This is a genomic window from Polaromonas sp. P4_H1 (genome assembly GCF_056400945.1).
Window position 1 is genome coordinate 1 of record NZ_JBFUKG010000005.1, and the last position, 17,713, is coordinate 17,713.

Consider the following 17,713-nt stretch of genomic DNA (forward strand, 5'->3'; position numbering starts at 1 on the left):
GAGCTTCAAGCACACGGTGCAACTGTGGACAGAGTGGGTCTCGCGAGGCCTCTCGGCCACGAAGGATTGCGGGCGGCTATTCACGTTGATCGCACAATGCAGGGTCGGCCATCGACCCGGACGCATCGAGCCGCGAATGCGAAAACGAAGGCCCAAACCCTACCCCTGGTTGAAGGTGCCCCGCGACCAGGCTCGCCGACACGTCCAGAGGCATGGTCATGCCTATGAGCCAAAGTAAGTGCCATTCGGGCTAATGCGGCTAATACTATCTTGAATCAATCCGGGCAATTGAAGCAATTAAAGCCATGGAGCTTGATAATGCGGGGTCGAGTTCATGCTGGAACATTAGCACGTGCAGCGAGATGGGCAACACGTGCCGCTTGTAGCGATTGGTTCGCCTGTGATACAGATTCCATGTCGGCACGGGCCCCAACAGAGCCCACAACAGATGCCGGATATACGACTGCAGGTGCCCCCCCAAAGCCACACTATCGGTCAGTTTCTTGCACTTGAGGGGGAGTCCATATACGGCATGCTAGGTCTCGCTGCGGGTAAGGGCAGCATCATTCGACATGTCCCTGAGCTTCAAGCATTTCGGACGCCGGCATAAAGCCCTCGAAGAACTTAACCACCACTTCAGTTATCCGTGCAAGAGTCTCGTCCGTAATGTCAAGGTGATACAGCTTCCGCTTGAACGGCGCGCTGAACCTGTGGGGTTCACGGAAGCCCTTTAGCGCGAACATTCCGTCCGGTGCATGGTCTTCCGGATGCGCATCGAACTCGCCAGCGTGTGCCATCGCATCGCGCAATCCATCAATCTCAGGGAAATAGTCGTTCAGCAACTTGGCCGATTGCCGGAGTAGTGTCGAATCTATGGAATCGCTCAACGAGGGACACTTCTTGATCACCACGCCTCTAATCTCCACGACTCCACGTTGTACTTGAGGCCGGTCAGATGTGCGTGGAGGTCCTTGACGGCTGCGAACTCGGCGCGCGGGGTCGCCACAGAGGGCCAGAGCAGTGGTGGCGACAGCATTCCTGGAGACCTAGACGTTCGAGTTCACGGGCAACCGAATGCTGTCCCGTGCAACGAAGGGTTAAGCCCTCGCCCGTACCTACGGGCACGCACGGTTGCAGGCTAGCGCTTGACGCGAACATGCTCCGCGGACAACACCAGAACGCGCTTCTGCCATACACGCACTTTGCTCCTGTCTGCAGTCTCGAGTGCAGACCTCCCGCGCGGTAGGTGGTCGTGGCGGTGGGGCCTCTAATACATCTCCTTGTCTAGTAGACAGCGAGCAGGCTCGCCTCGAATTTAGGAAGATACCGCTGACAATGTATGCCCCATCAAGGGTGTTCGTTGTTCTGAACCTCAGCGGCGCTGAGCATTGATCAGATACTTCGTCGGGGTTACAGATAACGCTACGACTTGAATTCCAGGCCCACGGGGACTGTCCATTAAGTACGACGAGTGGGCCGGGTCCGATTGGTGGAACTGGAATTGCTGCGCCAACAGGAAAGTTCACACCGTTGCATTGAACAGCCGCTCCGGTCACAGGCGACATTTCGATGATGACAGAATCCGGATTAGTGATGGTTTCCACGAGCTCATGCGTTGAAACGAAAGTTACTGCATTGAATGTATTTGGCTTTCCGGAACAACCAGCGGGCGTAGTGGATGGATCAGGAATTACGGAGATTCTGATCTTTGGTCCGTAAGCAAAGAGGCCCGGCAAAGGGAGGGGAACCTGTGTACGAGCAGTGAAGTGATAGCCACAAAACCTACCAGCCACTGGGGAGGCTCCTATCTGGGCTCCCAAGATGTTTGCTCCCATTACAGTACTCATGGCTGCGCCGAAGTGCACCATGTATACAGTGCGAGAACTCGGAATTGGGAGGATGCCGCTAAGTATGTGGCGATCGATTTCTCGTGCTATTTCCAGCGTATCAACTGTACGACTATCTCCCGGCATGATCTGAACACTGGAAATGAGCGACGCAGCACCGATTGGTCGGCCGGTTCGTGAGTACTCAGTTAATACGTCAAGATACCCACTTCGCGTAATCCTGGAATAGAATTTATTCAGATTTGCCGTAAAGGTAGCAGGCTGATCGCCCCAGTAGACAACTACCACTTCAGGCCTCTCAACTATGTCACCTCCGGAGAAAAAGTACGGTTGGGCAGGAGATGCGCCAGCAAAAAATGCAAGTGTGGCGAGCGCGAGGCGCACTATCGAGCGAAAGAAAGCCTGAAGCATGGTCTCACCTCCAATGAAGTTAATCAGGTACGGGATGTGTGGCACTTTGGCGCGAAAAGACCGGAGTGTCGTCGCTCGTGTTGCAGATACATTGAACATAAGAGGCCTGACGCCGTGCCTCCGCCGAGTCTAGAAGCTATTTGCCCGCCAGCCCATCCTTCAATTGAGGGAGAGCGAACACAATGGGGTAATACCTGGAACGTCAGCTTGGGCCGTCAAGAGCCAGCGAGCATCTCAAATTGCTCGCCCGGCAACGGTCGTTCAGACTTGCATCTCCCCGGGGTTGCTCAATACCTGCCTGTCGTCGCCGGCTCCTGGGTGCCCGACCCAGCCGTTGACGCCGCCACCCGTTTACTGACACTCAAATGCTACAGCGGGTCAGCTTAACAATTTTTCCTCGAAACCGACGACAGCCCAGCCACCGCGTCAACACAAGCGATTTCGCCTACGCAAACCCAAGGGCACCCCCTGTTCGCGTGAGTGTTGACAACCACGACATTCGCCATGTACCGTTCAGCTCTGTACGCCAGTTCGGAATTGACCATCTGCGTGTTTTGATGCCGAGGTTGCTGTGCTGTCGGACGATACTATCGCTCCACTGCGCAGACTTTTTTATCAAGACAAGTCCGCGAATTTCGTTGTTCAAGGTGTCCCAATACCAATAGTCTGGGCGCCATCAACTTAACGGATAGGAATAACAAGATGAAAAATCCTACACGCCGCACCTGGCTTGGATTGGCACGCGACCTGCTGGCGCTGGCCGCCGTTTCGTTTGTTCTTATTTCTCCTGTGCAGGCGGCGGGCGGTGGCAGCGGAACTGGCGCCAAGCCTACCCTCAGCACCAAGGACTTCGACTATTACCTCACGGGTAATTCAGCCGATATGTCACCCAGCCGGCCCACATCACAGATGACTGTGTTGATGGGTGGAGGGCTCGACGTTGACCAGGCCTTCAAGGACATGATAGCCAAGGCTGGAGGGAGCGCCACCAGCAAGATTGATGTCGTCGTCATCCGCGCTTCGGGTGCAGATGGCTACAACCCCTACTTGTCCGCCATGGAAGGCGTCGACTCGGTCGAGACCCTGGTCATCAAAACGCCAAATGGTGCCAACGATCCGAAGGTCACGAGCGTCATTCTCGGGGCAGACGTGTTGTTCATCGCCGGAGGCGACCAGTGGAGCTACATCGGTCAGTGGAACGAGACCTCCGTCGAGACGATCATCAAGACTGTGCTGCTTCCGAAAAACGTGCCTATCGGCGGAACGAGCGCGGGCCTCGCGGTGTTGGGCGCTGTAGATTTTTCAGCACAGCGCGGCACGATCACTTCGTCAGATGCACTCAGCGACCCGTATAACCGCAGGCTCACCCTTGACCGTACGTTCCTGGAAACCATTCCCAAACTCCAGAATACGATCGTGGATGCCCATCTGGTGAGCCGCGACCGCATGGGACGCCTGGTGACCTTTCTGGCGAGGATGATTCAAGATGGTATGCCCTGGAGTGCCGCACGGGCCATCGGTGTCGACGAGGGAACTGCCGTCGTGATTGATGGCGACATCGCCACGGTGCGTGCCAACAGCGGCGGAACCGGGGCGGCGTACTTCTTGAAACTACCGCAAGACCCAGGCACTACCTTGATTGTCAAGCCTAAAACCCCGCTCGAAGTCTCGTCGGTACTTGTTGACAAGCTCACCCAGGCGGCTGGGGATCAATTCAACATGGCCAACTGGCTTCGCGACGGAGGTAGTACGTACTTGCTGTATGTCCAACGTGGCGTGCTGTATGGGCCGAGCAATAACCCTTACTGAGCCTGCCGGTTGTTCAAGTGAAACGGTGCTGCAGTTCCTTAAATTTTGCGGCACCCAAGGCATAAAAGACGGCTGAGCAAAACCCGATATATCCGGAGCACACAAAGTGCGCCAGTGCCGATTGAGGAGCCAACCCGCGAATCGCCATCATGGGCAGCAGTACCCTCTGCACAAACAGCCCGAATGTAAGGCAGCAAACCTTTCAACCGTTACGACGCAGAAACTTGCTTTCCTTGGGCGGACCATGTAAGTCCATATACGAGGGGTTAGACGTCGGCACTTTGGGTTTGCGACTCAAACTCAATGCCTCCGATATAACGGAACATGAAGTTGTAGACCGCGCAACCAAGTGCGACCATCACATAACCCATCACCAAGTAGATGATGGGAAAGAGAGCCAAAAAGAGAACCGGCGGCGCGGACTCTTTGGGACCGGCCATTGATGCGATCAGCACGAACGGCACCATGAACACCATAGAACTGACTGCCATCAGAACCGCAAACACTTTACCGTTCTGGTGGGGCGAAAACCTAGCGACTTGTTGCTTCATGTATTGACACCTCCCAGTGCCGGTTGGTTGAAGTCCTATGGGCGGGACCGTAGGCTGAAGAATACATGCTGGGAACTACCCAGTAAGACGGTGACCTTGCATGCTCGGCGTCACGTGGTTCGCCTTTTCTCCCGACGCCCAACGAATGCAAGGGACTTCCCCGTCCCAAGCGAGCCGCGACCCGTTGGGGTTGCGGTTCACGGCAACTGAGTGCCACGATGGAGAGGTCAAACTTTTCATCAACTCACTTGAGAGTGGAAATCATGGCTATCGTAACCGTTGGAATTGACCTCACCGACTTAGATTGCCAGTGCGCCGGCACTGCAGGCCACCGATGCGACCGAGGCCACTGACCGAACATGGTTCCAGAGCGACCACTCGCGCAGATAGACAACCCAATACTCGGCGGCTTGCGAAGACGCAGGGTCTAGGCCAGCCAGACGTTCATTGCGTGGCACGTTGAGCGCCATGGTGACAAGAAACGAACCCACCAGATACAGAAGACCTGATGCGAGCAGCAGGAAGGAGCGTGGCGTATTCCAGCTGAGAACTGACATGACAACGCAAGCGGCAGCCAAGAAAGCTGTGCCCAGAAAAACGCCCAAAAAGAGAGGATTGATGACAACGACATTGATGCGCTGCATGGCAGCGACACCCTGACTGGCCGGAAGCTGAGCGAGAGCCTTCATGACGAAGGTGGAGAAGGCAAAGAAAACACCGCCAACAATGCCAGCGCCGACGCAAACAAGGATCATGACTGCGATGAGCATAGAAGCCTCCTGGGTCGCGCTCTATGACGCTCAATATTTGACATGAGCGGCGGACGAAAGTGGGCGAAGCCCGCTTTCGGACGTCCGCTCGATGGAAGGGTTGAGCGTCATCCCGCAGATTAGTTCTTCGAGAAGAAGCCGAGCAGCAAGGCGTTGAAGGCCGTCGGGTTCGCAACGTTCATCACATGGCCCGCCTTCGGGATGACCGCGCGTTCGTTGCGCGGCAGGCACGGTTGAATCGCGTCCTGCATATGGCGGTACTCGTCGGGGCTTCGTTCGCCGGAGACGAGCAAGACCGGCACTGTGATGCGCTTGACGTGTTCACAGCTGAGTGCTTCGTTGGCATCGGCAAGCAGGCTCTTGATGGTCCAGGCGTTGTCGCGGACGCCCTGCTTGTTGGGCTCGGGCAGGTTCTTCCAACCGCCCGGCACGGTGACACCGTCCACGAAGCTTTCGAGGCCGGCATCGGTGCTGCCGCTTTGCAGGTGCTCGATCGCAGCCGAGACAAACGTGCGCCGCCGCTCAAGGGCTGCGAGCGCGGGCGGCGCTGCGGAGAGGAAGCTCGCCATCGGTGCCGGATCGGCGAGCACGAGCGACTTCAGCAGTTCGGGATGCTGGCTCGCCATTTCCAACGCGACCTGGCCGCCTCGCGAATGGCCCACCAGATGCACTCTGCCGGCGTTGAGCGCGCGGATGAAGCCTGCGAGATCGGCAACATGCTGGCCCATCGTCAAGGTGTCGCCCTTTCCGCCCCAATGCTCCGGGTACGAGTGGCGCAGGCTAAGCGCGATCGTGCGGTAGCGCTCGGCGAACGGCTCCATCTGGCCGCGGAAGTAGCGGTAGTCGCTCACCGTGCCGTGCACGAAGATGACCGGCTCGCCAGAACCACGCTCGACAAAGGCCATCTCGTATCCGTTGACGGAAAGGGACTTGACCCCAGCCGGAAGGTCCCAGGTGCGCGGCGTTGTCGCCGCACACGCGGCGAGAAGCAGCGCTAATGCCAAATGCCAGAACGAGCGGATCATGGTTGGTCTCCTCACCGGGACTTTAAAGCGCAATGTCAGAACGGGTCCACCTCGATACGTTTTCCCGTAAGACGGCCTTCGGCCGCGCTAATCTCGTTGTCCTGTAAGTCGCGTCTGCTGGATTTTGTTGCGGCCGTGAACTCGTTGTCTCCAGGGCCTTGGATAATATGTATCCGGACCTTGTTGCTTCCGATCCACTTTCCGTCTTGATCGAAATTAAAAGCGATATAGGTGGCATCAAATTCCTTGTCGCCGACGCGCTTCCAGGCACCATGACCGCCACTGTATACGGGGTGGGTGTCCCCGCTCCGAAAGAATGTGCCATCCGACGAAAAGGTAAGAAGGTTCTTCCCTACGCCGCGTGCACGGCTGGCTGTCACGATCCAGGCCCCAACCAGGCCTCGATTGGCTTCGACGGCAGCGTCCTGACGGGTGACCATCGGCCCAGAAGATGCGCAACCGGCAAGAACCGCGGCAATTATTAGACTCAACAGAACAGACCTGGTGCTATGCATGCTTCGCCTCCTTTAACGTAAATGCCTGAACCATTAACGACGTTGTTCTTCCGTGACGTCGCTGCTCTTGCCTTCTAACGAAGTGAGCGGCCTGCGCGGCTTTTCGCGCAGGTCCGCTCGACTGCCGGGTTAGACGCCACTTCTTTAGTTCTCAACGGTTACGTCCTATGGGATTCTCTCGGGAAGTCTGCTGCCCGAGCTGTTGGGCGAGCCCGATGAGAATTCCTTCGGGACCACGGATATAGCAGAGCCGATACATGTTTTCATACTGGACCACTTCGCCGACGAGCTTCGCGCCGCGTTTGCCGAGCCGGACGAGCGTATCGTCGATGTCCTCCACGGTGAACATGACGCGTAGGTAACCAAGAGCGTTCACTGGGGCGACGCGGTGATCGGCGACAACGGGCGGCGCGAGGAAGCGGGACAACTCGAGCCGGCTGTGGCCGTCCGGCGTACGCATCATGGCAATCTCGACGCGCATGCCGTGCAATCCGGTGACGCCATCAGCCCAGTCTCCTTCGATTGGAGCGCGCCCCTCGAGCTCGAGGCCAAGTTCGGTGAAGAACGCAATGGCGGCATCGATGTCTGCCACCACGATGCCGACGTTGTCCATACGCTTGACCGTCATGATGCTCCTTGGCGTCTAACGTAAAAGTGACCGGCGCCCACTCAAGGTGGGCCGCGCAGCGGCCGGACGCTTTTGGGCGTCCGCGTTGACTGACAAGTTATACGCTCCCGTCATTGGAATAGGCCAATTGATCTCGAGATCATCAAAAGCAGCAAGCCGACAATCAATAGTCCGGTATGCACCAGTCCAATAGCCTCGGTCTTGCGTGACGCCTCGCCAATGTGGTCCTCGAGTTCGCGATACTCCTTCATCAGTGCGTCTGCCTGCGCTAGCAATGCAACGCCGGCCTCTTCCTTACCTGTTAGGAAATTGATGTGAGGCACGCCGCTCTCAGCTGCCAGCCTGTGGCTTCTGATATTTTCATTTAGACCGAGTTGTTCAACGTTCAATTTCTGCACGTACACATAGGCTGAGACCGCCAATACACCGGCAATGATGGATCCCGCAAAAGCCAGGAGAGCCAGGAGTTCAAAGGTGTTGCGCGTAAGGCCGATCTTTTCAGCTACAAAGTCCTTGCCCAGATAAGCGAAGACAGCCGTCTCAATACCCAGCAAAAAGTAAGTTAGCTTCTGCTGCCCCTCGCGCAAAGCTTTGTGCAGTTCAGATGAAGCGTCACTCATGGCGTATAACGTGTTATGGACATCAAGCAGGTCACATGAGCAACTTTTCTATGCACCACGATCGCCTCCCAGCATCCACTATAAGTACTTGATTTATAACTGACTTTTCGTATCTGGTGTCGAATGTGCCGTTACGAAAATCACGGCAAAGTCGCCAAAGCTGCTCATGAACAACTTCGCCTGCCAATGAACAAGACAGCGTCGTCTTCTGTAACGCCTTGAATTCATTGGGGAAATCCGATGCGGTGGAGACTCAAAGGGGCAATGCCAAATCTGTGAAAGCCTGCATATTGGAATGTTTAACTGGGCTAGCGCTGCCCTCACAATCGCCCCCCAGGCAGCGAAGCAACTCACAGATAGGCGCGCAAGGCATCCAGCGTCTTTGCAGCCGCACCCCGATTGCGGGCCGCGAACGCCAGGCCGGAATCCACCGCCGCTGCCAGCGCGGGCGGGTCGCTTACCAGCCCCAGCGCGGCCTGGACGGCCTCAGGCATACCAGCTACGCGCAGGGCTGCGCCTTCGGCCTCGGCCAGTTCGGCGGCCTCGGAGAAGTTGAAGGTGTGTGGGCCCATCACCACCGGGCAACCGCAGGCTGCGGCCTCGATCAGGTTCTGGCCACCCAGGGGCGCGAAGCTGCCGCCGAGCAGGGCCACATCGCTGAGGCCGTAGTACAGCGCCATCTCGCCGAGGGAGTCGCCGAGCCAGACATCGGCCTGCCGGGCTTCGTCGCTGTCGGCGGGGCCGCCCGTCCACTGCGAGCGGCGCGATACGCGCAGGCCATGCTGCTCCACCAGGGCCGCCACTTCATCAAAGCGCTGCGGGTGGCGGGGAACGATCAGTGCATGGAAAGACCTGGCGGGTTCATTGGCTGCCGAACCCGTGGCTGACAGCCCAAGCCTTGCCTGGGTCGCAGCCTTTATCTGCTTGAGGAAATCGGCTTCTTCGCCTTCGCGCGAGCTGGCGAACATCAGCACCGGCTGCGCCAGCGCCTGCCGCCATGCCCGGCCTTGTGCCTGCTGGCCGGCGCTGGGCGTGGCATCAAACTTGAGGTTGCCAAACACGCCAGCCACCGGCGCGCCAAGCTGGCGAAAGCGCCGCGCGTCGTCTTCGGTCTGCGCATACACCGCGGCCAGCGCGCCATAGGCCGGCAAAGACAGCGGTGCGATGCGCAGCGCCTGCTGCAATGATTTGTCTGACAGGCGGCCATTGACGAGCACCAGCGGCATGGCGCACGCGCGGGCCGTGGCCACCGTGTTGGGCCATATCTCGGTTTCCATCAGCAGGCCCAGTCGTGGCCTGAAGTGATTGAAAAAGCGCGCCACGGCAGCCGGGCTGTCCCAGGGCTGCCACACCTGCACATCGCCAAGCTGCAGCAGCGCCGCGCCCTCGGCGCGGCCGGTGGCCGTGCCGTGCGTGAGCAAAATACGCAGGCCCGGGTACTGCGCGCGCAAGGCTTTGAGCAGCATGGCCGCGGTGCGCGTTTCCCCGAGCGACACGGCATGCACCCACACCAGTTCGGAAGAAGTCTCGGCCGGTTGGGTGTAGTGGCCAAAGCGCTCTTCAACCGCCGCCAGATAGCCGGGCTCGCGCTGGCCGCGCCGCGCCAGCTTGCGGCGCAGCATGGGTTGCGCCAGCACCAGGGCCAGCGAATAAAGCCGCAGCAACAGCTGGCTCATGGGGTGGCCACAATGGTCGTATGCGCCGCCGCGGGGGCCTCACGACAAGCCAGCCAGGCTTGCCAGACGGCTTCAACGCTGGGGGTTGGTTGCGCAAACACGCTGACCTGCCGCCGCGCGGGCGCGCCGCCGTCCTCGGGCATCAAAGCCGGTGGCCCGGTTCGCCACGCGGTATCGAAGTTGTAGATCTGCACATGCGGCAAATCGAGCGCCACGGCAATGTGGCTCACGCCGCTGTCCACGCCGATCACGCCGGCGCAGCGCGCCAGCTCGTCCGTCAGGGTATCGAGCGACAGCAGAGGCCACACGGTGGCCACCACAGGGCTTCCCGGTTCATTCAGCGCCTCTGCAATGGCCTGGCTCGTTGCCAGCTCCTTCGCATTGCCGTGCGGCAAGGCCAGCTGGCAGCCCGCCGCGGCCAGGCGCCGGCCGAGCTCTATCCAGTGGTCCAGCGGCCACTCCTTGTCGGCGCGCGAGGTGCCGTGCACAAAGGCCACCCGTTCCAGGCCCGCCGGGCTTGCTATCTCTTCAGGAGCGCTCTTCCCGGTTTTTTCCTGGGCTGGAACCCGTGTTAATCCAAAGTCGGGTTCAGGCCGCAGGTCGTAGCCCAGCGCCTGCGCCGCCAGTTGGCGGGAGCGCTGCATGGCAGCGGTTTGTGGCGCGATGTGGATTGCCACGTCGGCCACCCAGCGCGTCGGCGCCTCGTAGCCCGAGCCATCGGTCTGGTTGGCCAGCGCATAGCGCTTGCCGCCCTCACCTGCGGTGGCCAGCCGGGCCAGCCGCGCCACCAGCGCGGACTTGGTCAGGCCCTGCAGGTCGATGACGGCGTCGTAACTTTCCTGCCGCAACTGCGCCTTGAAGGCACTCCACTCGGCGCGCGTAACCGCCGTCAGGGGCGACTTGCGCCAGCGCCTGATCTCACAGGGAATGACGCGGCGCAGGCCCGCGCAACGCGCCAGCAAGGGGGCAAATGATTTTTCGACCACCCAGTCAATCTGCGCGTCGGGCAAGGCAGCATGAATGTCCTGCACCACCGGCAGGGTGTGCACCACGTCACCCAGCGACGACAGCTTGACCAACAAGATTTTCAATGTAAACGCTTCCTTGGCGCATCACCTGCGGGCTCCCTCTTCTCCAGCCGGGGCCGCGGAGCCGGCTTTGCCGGGCCGCAGGCGCAGCGCCCCCTTGGGGGGCAGCGAAGTACACGAAGTGACGAGCGTGGGGGCACCATCTCTAATGCGCCGCGGCAGCGAAGCTGGCGTCGGGCTTGACGCTGCGCAGCAGCGCGAGCATATCGGCCTCGATGCGCTCCAGTGCCTGCTGGGTGTGGCCCTCGAAGCGGAGCACCAGCACGGGCGTGGTGTTGGAGGCGCGAATCAGGCCAAAGCCGTCGGGCCAGTCCACGCGCACACCGTCGATGGTGGAAATTTTGGCGGGTGCCGCAAAGTGGGCAGCTTTGGTCAGCGCTTCCACCACCGTGTGGGGCTCGCCTTCCTTGCAGGCGACGTTGAGCTCCGGCGTGCTGAAACTAGTGGGCAGGCCGTTGAGGAGGATGCCGGCATCCGGCACGCGGCTCAGGATTTCGAGCAGACGTGCACCGGCGTAGGTGCCGTCGTCAAAGCCGAACCAGCGCTCCTTGAAGAAGATGTGGCCGCTCATCTCGCCGCCCAGCGGTGAGTTGACTTCCTTCATCTTGGCCTTGATCAGCGAGTGGCCGGTCTTGTACATCAGCGGCACGCCGCCGGCCGCCTCGATCTCGGGCGCCAGGCGCTGCGAGCACTTCACGTCGAACAAAATCGTGCCGCCCGGCACGCGCGACAGCACGTCGCGCGCAAACAGCATCATCTGCCGGTCGGGGTAGATGTTCTGGCCGTCCTTGGTCACAATGCCCAGCCGGTCGCCGTCGCCGTCAAACGCCAGGCCCAGCTCGGCGTTACCGCTTTGCAGCGCCTTGATCAAGTCCTGCAGGTTCTCGGGTTTGCTCGGGTCGGGGTGGTGGTTGGGAAAGTTGCCGTCGACTTCGCTGAACAGCTCGGTCACCTCGCACCCCAGGGCGCGAAAAATGGCGGGGGCCGAGGCACCGGCGACGCCGTTGCCCGAATCGATGACGATCTTCAGCGGGCGCTCCAGCTTGATGTCGGAAACGATGCGATCGCGGTAATCCTTTTCAACATCCACGCGGCTGATGGCGCCGCCCTGCGCCGGCTGCGCCCAGCCTTCGGACTCGATCAGGCGGCGCAGGGCCTGGATGTCCTCGCCATAAATCGCCCGGCCAGCCATCACCATCTTGAAGCCGTTGTAGTCCTTGGGGTTGTGGCTGCCGGTGACCTGGATACCCGAGGTGGCCAGGGTGTTGGCCGCGAAGTACAGCATGGGCGTGGTGACCATGCCGACATCGATCACATTGACGCCGGATGCCGCCAGGCCGCGCATGAGCGCTGCGCTGAGCGAGGGCCCGCTGAGTCGGCCGTCGCGGCCCACGGCCACGGTTTTCTCTCCTTCCGCCAGCGCCACCGTGCCAAAGGCTTTCCCAAGGGCCTCGGCCATCTCATCGTTGATGGTGGACGGCACGACGCCGCGAATGTCATAGGCCTTGAAAATGGATGCGCTGACTTGCATGGGCGGGGGTTCACTGAAAGTTAAAGTGAATCGATTGTAGGGGGGTACCCTCCCTCGGGACGGGCCCCGGTGGGCTTCAGGGATATGTCCGAAAACGGCTAGTCAAAAGCTGCGCCCGGCGTAACATGCACCCATGACCAGCGCCCAGCCCCCCCTCGCCGACAACGACTGCTACCTCGCCCTGAAGGCGCGGGACGCACGCTTTGACGGCAGTTTTTTTACCGGTGTTACATCCACCGGCATCTACTGCCGGCCGGTCTGCAGCGTCAAAACACCCAAGCGCGAAAACTGCCGGTTTTTCAGCCATGCGGCACAGGCCGAGAGCGCCGGCTTTCGCCCCTGCCTGCGCTGCCGGCCCGAGCTGGCGCCGCACTCGGTGGTGTGGTCCATCCAGGACGCCTCCTACATCCTGGCCCACCAGGCAGCCCGCCTGCTGGACGAACCTGATCTGTCCGATGAAGCCCCCTCGGTCGAAAAACTGGCCGCGCGGCTGGGCGTGAGCGACCGCCATGTGCGGCGGATTTTCGAGGCGCAGTTTGGCGTCTCGCCCATGCAGTACCTGCAGACGCGCCGGCTGCACACCGCCAAGCAGTTGCTGGCCGATACCAGCCTGCCCATCACGCAGGTTGCGCTGATCAGCGGCTATGCCAGCGTGCGGCGCTTCAATGCCGCCTTTGTCGAGCACTACAAGCTCAACCCCACGCAGCTGCGGCGCCAGGGGGTGAGCGATGCCGGCCAGACCCATGGCACCGCGCCGGGCATCACCATCCGGCTGGGCTACCGGCCCCCTTACGACGTGGCGGCCATGCTCGGATTTTTTAGCAAACGCACCATCAGCGCTATTGAATTCGTGGCTGCCGATGCGCAACACCCCTCGATAGGCAGGACATTTCGCGTGGAGTCTGGCGGCAAGGTACATGCCGGCTGGTTGCTGGCGGCCTTTGATGAGGCCCGTTCCCGGCTGGTGCTCAACGTCAGCGACTCGCTGCGCGAGGTGCTGCCGCTGCTGATTCGCCGGGTGCGCGCCACGTTTGACCTCGACGCCGACCCTGCGGCCATCAACAGCGTGCTGCATGCCGGTTTTCCCCAGGGCGATGGCCTGCGCGTGCCCGGTGCGCTCGATGGCTATGAGCTGGCCGTGCGCGCCGTGCTGGGCCAGCAGATCACCGTGGCCGCGGCGCGCACGCTGGCGCAGCGCATGGTCGACCGCTTTGGCGAGCCGGTGCAAACCCCCTGGCCGCAGCTGACCCGGCTGTTCCCGGCGCCTGCCGTGCTGGCCGCCGCCAGCGGCGATGCGCTGGGTCAGCTTGGCATAGTCAGGCAGCGCCAGGCCGCGATTATGGGCATTGCGCAAGCAGTGGCCGACAAACGCCTGCAGCTGCACAGCGGCGCCGATGTGCATGCCACGCTGGAGACGCTGAAGGCCCTGCCCGGCATTGGCGACTGGACGGCGCAGTACATCGCCATGCGCGCGCTGCGCTGGCCCGATGCGTTTCCGGCGGGCGATGTGGCGCTGCACAAGGCAATGGGCGTGCAGGGACTGAAAAATCCGGCCCGGGAAGCCGAGCTGGCCTCGCATGCGTGGAAGCCCTGGCGCAGCTATGCCGTGATCCGCGCATGGAGCGGCACGCTGGAGCGGCCCGGTTGACGGGCTAAGAGTCGCTAACAAAACCCAGCGAAGCGTTCCTGGCTAGGCGTGCCGCCGCAGACAGTGCTGTAGCACGGCAAGGCGGCACAACGACGCCAGGAGGGTTTTGTTAGCGGCTCTAAGGAGATTCATGCGCTTAGGGAATGAATACGCCCTCTCGATTTCATTGGACGGGAAAGCGCCTTCGGGCGACCATGACCGGCGAATGATCGAGCCAGCCTTTCGAGCCAGCCTTTTTCTGACCTTTTCTGAATACGCCTGCATGACAGGTAAACCCTCGAAATTCGACACTCGAAACCATTCAAAGGTGAACAAGATGAAATTTGACCGCTCCATCGTTCAGACCACGTTCCAAAGCCCACTGGGCAAAATGATCATCGCCGCAACGGACAAGGGCCTGGCCGGCACCTGGTTTGCCGGCCAACGCCACCTGCCGTCACAGCTGGCGGAGCCGTATGTGTGGCCCGAAGACGCCAACCACCCCGTGCTGAAACAGGCCATTGCGCAGCTCACCGAGTACTTCGCCGGAACGCGCACGGCGTTTGACCTACCGCTGGACCTGGACTACGGCACGCCCTTTCAGCAAACGGTGTGGCAGGCCCTGCTGGCCATACCGCAGGGCGGCACCACCAGCTATGGCGAGCTCAGCAGCCGCATCGGCAAACCGGCGGCCGTGCGCGCCGTGGGCGCGGCGATCGGGCGCAACCCGGTCAGCGTCATCGTGCCCTGCCACCGCGTGCTGGGCGCCGACGGCTCGCTCACCGGCTATGCGGGCGGGCTCGACAAAAAAACAGCACTGCTCAGGCTTGAGGGTGCGCACATGAAGGAGACCCTGATTTGACCTCATCGACCACCGGGCTGGCACCACCCGCGGCACCACCCGCGGCACCATCCGCGGCATCACCCGCGACCCTGGCTGCCCCCAAAAGCTGGCTGACCGACTTTGTGCTGCTCGCGGCCATCTGGGGTTCGTCCTTTCTCTTCATGCGCATCAGCACGGTGGAATTCGGCCCGCTGCCGACCGCCGCCGTGCGCGTGGCGATTGCCGCCCTCTTCCTGCTGCCCATGGTGTGGCTGCGCGGCCTGCTGCCGGAACTGAAGAAAAACTGGAAGCGGACCTTCTTCATTGGCCTGCTCAACTCCGGCATTCCGTTTGCGTGTTTCTCGTTTGCCCTGCTGTCCATCACCACCGGGCTCTCGGCCATCCTGAACGCCACCGTGCCGATGTTCGGCGCGCTGGTCGCCTGGCTCTGGCTCAAGGACAAACCCAACGTCTCGCGCGTGCTGGGTCTGGTCGTCGGCTTTGCCGGCGTGGCCATGCTGGCCTGGGACAAGGCCACCTTCAAGCCCGACGCCTCGGGCGTGGCGCCCGGCTGGGCCGTGCTGGCCTGCCTGCTGGCCTGTGTGTGCTATGGCGTCTCGGCCAGCTACACCAAGCGCTACCTGTCCGGCCTGCCGCCGCTGGTCACCGCTGCAGGCAGCCAGATCGGCGCCACGCTGGGGCTGGCCCTGCCAGCGCTCTGGCTGTGGCCCGCGCGCATGCCGGGCACCTCGGCCTGGCTGGCGCTGCTGGCCGTCGGCGTGCTGTGCACCGGGCTGGCCTACATCCTGTTTTTTCGGTTGATCGAGAACGCCGGACCGCAGCGTGCGCTGTCGGTGACATTTGTGGTGCCGGTCTTTGCGGTGCTCTACGGCGTGCTCTTTCTCGGCGAAGCGGTGACATCCTGGATGATGCTGTGCGCCGCCGTGATTGTGTGCGGCACGGCGCTGTCGACCGGGCTGTTGAAGCTGCAGCGAGCGCAACAACCCAAGCCATGAGCTCCGCGCGAAAAACCAAACTGAAGCTGAAGACTGCCAGGCCGAGAAACCCGCTGGTGGCGCCGGCTGCGCGGCGCAAGGCGGGCGTCCACCGCAAGTCGCGGGCCGCCATTCGGCGCGATGAAAAAATGGCCCTGAAAAAGCGGCTGCACGAGGAATAAAGACACGCGTTCTTCGCAGGCCTTTCGTTGACGGCGTCTACTGCAGGGCGCTGGCCACCACATTGATGCTGAGCGCGAGAATCAGCATGTTGAAGCCAAACGACAGCACACTGTGCAGCAGCGTGAGGCGGCGCATGTCGCGCGACGTCACCTGCACGTCAGACACCTGCGAGGTCATGCCGACGACGTGCGCGTAGTAGAGAAAGTCGAAATAGTCCGGATCCAGGCCACCGGGGAACTTCAGGCCCGCGCGGTCCGGCTGCTGGCGCTGTTCCGCCTGGTAGTAACGGTGTGCGTAGTGGAACGCGAACATGGTCTGAATGAAAAGCCAGGAGGCCGCCAGCGCCCCCATGGACAGCGCAATATGCAGTGAGCGCTGCAGGCCGGACAGACCCCGGCTCTGCTGCATCATAGCGATGATGGCCGCCACGCAGGCCAGGGTGGCCAGCAGCATCAGCAGGAACAGCACCACATTCGGCTCGTCCTGCGCCTGGGCGCGCTCACGCGTGCTCTGGGCGTCAAAGCGCACACACAGCCACCAGGCGAGCAGCAAATAGACGGCAACACCCACACACCAGCCCAACAGCCCGCGAAACTGCCACCCCGTAGGAACAGGCAGCGCCGCGGTGATCAAGCCAACCAGCAAGCCATAACCCAGGCGCTGCGGGCCGGTGGTTTCAGAAAGGTGTTTGCGCATGCTGCCAATTGTGCCTAAGGTGGGACCTAAGGTGGGGCCTGAGCGTTCGTGCCTGCAACGACGGGCTCACGCGACACGACAGCAGGCTGGGCACCTTCGGCTGGCCACGTAAAAAGGTTTGTTGCCATTTTCATGACAACAAGCCATCCAGCATCGAACGCATGCGCCGCCAGTGCGAACCCTCCCAGAACACGCGATGACATACATCGCAGGCGCTGAAGCGCTCGTAGTGCTCGCGCACTTGCGGCGGCAGCAGGGTCACGACCCGCGTCTTCTCGATCGCATGCAGGGGTGCATTGCAATGCAGGCACAGCGTGAACGGCCGTGCACTGCGCGCCAGGTCGAGCCGCTCGAAGATTTCGCGCAACTGCAGCTCCGTTCGCAGTGCGTGCACGTAGCAGCCATGGGTGATGGTGCGGCGCTTGAGCAGGTCGCGATCCCGCGTCAGGACGATCCGCCCCTGTTCGGCGGCGATGCGTTCGATCTCTTCATCGCGAAAATGGTTGTCGTACAGGGTATCGAAGCCGGCCATGCGCAGCATGTGAGCCAGTCCGCCCAGATGCGCATCGGCGACGAAGCGCGTCACGCGCAAAGCCTGCCCACGCACGCGCAGCAGCGGCGTGACATCGAGCGCCTCGAACTTCGGGTACACGGACACACGATCGCCCTCGCGCAGCTGGCGGTCGAAGCCGACCGACTCGCCGTTGACCAGCACCAGTTCGACCTCGGTGTGCGGCACCCCCAGCGCTTCGATCATGTGCTTGGTGGTCGCCGCCCGCGCGCAGGGGCAGGCAAACTCGCGCCCGCGCCGCTGCGGCGCGAGAAACTCATTGAGCTCCTCGTAGAAGCGAAAGCTCGCCATGACCATCATCTGGACATCAGGACTAGTGTGAGCGCCGACGGGCCGGCCGATCCGTC

17 protein-coding genes and 1 pseudogene are annotated in these 17,713 nt (G+C 61.4%); 6 read left to right on the top strand and 12 right to left on the bottom strand.

Annotated elements, in window-relative coordinates; all coding sequences use genetic code 11:
• Positions 1-238 (top strand): annotated as a pseudogene (locus AC1DS5_RS08325) (IS4 family transposase); the annotation flags it as partial.
• A gap of 325 nt (positions 239-563) precedes the next feature.
• Here the strand turns inward: AC1DS5_RS08325 and AC1DS5_RS08330 are convergent.
• Complete coding sequence (locus tag AC1DS5_RS08330; RefSeq protein WP_477717786.1) at positions 564-911, bottom strand: hypothetical protein; 348 nt, start codon at positions 909-911, stop codon at positions 564-566.
• A 2,049-nt stretch (positions 912-2,960) separates the two neighbouring features.
• Between AC1DS5_RS08330 and AC1DS5_RS08335 the strand changes: the two genes are divergently transcribed.
• The gene (locus AC1DS5_RS08335; RefSeq protein ID WP_477717787.1) at positions 2,961-4,067 is read left to right on the top strand and encodes a cyanophycinase; all 1,107 of its coding nucleotides are present in this window, start codon (positions 2,961-2,963) and stop codon (positions 4,065-4,067) included.
• Between the two features lie 266 nt (positions 4,068-4,333).
• On the opposite strand, the gene AC1DS5_RS08340 is transcribed toward AC1DS5_RS08335, so the two are convergent.
• The 9 genes from AC1DS5_RS08340 to AC1DS5_RS08380 all read right to left on the bottom strand — a co-directional run bounded on the left by AC1DS5_RS08340 (position 4,334) and on the right by AC1DS5_RS08380 (position 12,471).
• Positions 4,334-4,618 (bottom strand): hypothetical protein, encoded by a 285-nt coding sequence (locus AC1DS5_RS08340; RefSeq protein WP_477717788.1) that lies wholly within the window; start codon positions 4,616-4,618, stop codon positions 4,334-4,336.
• A gap of 299 nt (positions 4,619-4,917) precedes the next feature.
• Complete coding sequence (locus AC1DS5_RS08345) at positions 4,918-5,388, bottom strand: anthrone oxygenase family protein (RefSeq protein WP_477717789.1); 471 nt, start codon at positions 5,386-5,388, stop codon at positions 4,918-4,920.
• A 119-nt stretch (positions 5,389-5,507) separates the two neighbouring features.
• Entirely contained in the window at positions 5,508-6,413 is a 906-nt protein-coding gene (locus AC1DS5_RS08350; RefSeq protein WP_477717790.1) for an alpha/beta fold hydrolase, read from the bottom strand.
• A gap of 35 nt (positions 6,414-6,448) precedes the next feature.
• A complete protein-coding gene (locus AC1DS5_RS08355; protein ID WP_477717791.1) occupies positions 6,449-6,928 on the bottom strand; it encodes a hypothetical protein in 480 nt (159 codons plus the stop codon).
• A gap of 151 nt (positions 6,929-7,079) precedes the next feature.
• Positions 7,080-7,556, bottom strand: a complete 477-nt coding sequence (locus AC1DS5_RS08360; protein WP_477717792.1) for a VOC family protein — start codon at positions 7,554-7,556, stop codon at positions 7,080-7,082.
• 110 nt (positions 7,557-7,666) lie between these two features.
• Complete coding sequence (locus tag AC1DS5_RS08365) at positions 7,667-8,176, bottom strand: hypothetical protein (RefSeq protein WP_477717793.1); 510 nt, start codon at positions 8,174-8,176, stop codon at positions 7,667-7,669.
• Positions 8,177-8,526: 350 nt separating this feature from the next.
• A complete protein-coding gene (locus AC1DS5_RS08370) occupies positions 8,527-9,852 on the bottom strand; it encodes a 3-deoxy-D-manno-octulosonic acid transferase (protein ID WP_477717794.1) in 1,326 nt (441 codons plus the stop codon).
• Positions 9,849-10,943 (bottom strand): lipopolysaccharide heptosyltransferase I, encoded by a 1,095-nt coding sequence (waaC, locus tag AC1DS5_RS08375; RefSeq protein ID WP_477717795.1) that lies wholly within the window; start codon positions 10,941-10,943, stop codon positions 9,849-9,851. Before waaC ends, AC1DS5_RS08370 begins: the two co-directional genes overlap by 4 nt.
• 142 nt (positions 10,944-11,085) lie before the next feature.
• The gene (locus tag AC1DS5_RS08380; RefSeq protein ID WP_477717796.1) at positions 11,086-12,471 is read right to left on the bottom strand and encodes a phosphomannomutase/phosphoglucomutase; all 1,386 of its coding nucleotides are present in this window, start codon (positions 12,469-12,471) and stop codon (positions 11,086-11,088) included.
• 133 nt (positions 12,472-12,604) lie between these two features.
• Between AC1DS5_RS08380 and AC1DS5_RS08385 the strand changes: the two genes are divergently transcribed.
• The 4 genes from AC1DS5_RS08385 (at position 12,605) to AC1DS5_RS08400 (ending at position 16,098) form a co-directional block, all read left to right on the top strand.
• On the top strand, positions 12,605-14,119 hold the full coding sequence (locus AC1DS5_RS08385; protein ID WP_477717797.1) for a DNA-3-methyladenine glycosylase 2 family protein: 1,515 nt from the start codon (positions 12,605-12,607) through the stop codon (positions 14,117-14,119).
• 316 nt (positions 14,120-14,435) lie between these two features.
• On the top strand, positions 14,436-14,960 hold the full coding sequence (locus tag AC1DS5_RS08390) for a methylated-DNA--[protein]-cysteine S-methyltransferase (protein WP_477717798.1): 525 nt from the start codon (positions 14,436-14,438) through the stop codon (positions 14,958-14,960).
• A complete protein-coding gene (locus tag AC1DS5_RS08395) occupies positions 14,957-15,937 on the top strand; it encodes a DMT family transporter (protein WP_477717799.1) in 981 nt (326 codons plus the stop codon). Before AC1DS5_RS08390 ends, AC1DS5_RS08395 begins: the two co-directional genes overlap by 4 nt.
• Complete coding sequence (locus AC1DS5_RS08400) at positions 15,934-16,098, top strand: hypothetical protein (RefSeq protein WP_477717800.1); 165 nt, start codon at positions 15,934-15,936, stop codon at positions 16,096-16,098. Before AC1DS5_RS08395 ends, AC1DS5_RS08400 begins: the two co-directional genes overlap by 4 nt.
• 37 nt (positions 16,099-16,135) lie before the next feature.
• Here the strand turns inward: AC1DS5_RS08400 and AC1DS5_RS08405 are convergent, their stop codons facing one another.
• Both AC1DS5_RS08405 and AC1DS5_RS08410 read right to left on the bottom strand, forming a co-directional pair.
• Positions 16,136-16,795 carry a DUF1345 domain-containing protein gene (locus AC1DS5_RS08405; RefSeq protein WP_477717801.1) on the bottom strand — a complete coding sequence of 220 codons (660 nt, stop codon included), beginning with the start codon at positions 16,793-16,795 and terminating at the stop codon, positions 16,136-16,138.
• A 130-nt stretch (positions 16,796-16,925) separates the two neighbouring features.
• Positions 16,926-17,663, bottom strand: a complete 738-nt coding sequence (locus AC1DS5_RS08410) for a Mut7-C RNAse domain-containing protein (protein WP_477717999.1) — start codon at positions 17,661-17,663, stop codon at positions 16,926-16,928.
• Between the last annotated feature and the right edge of the window lie 50 nt (positions 17,664-17,713).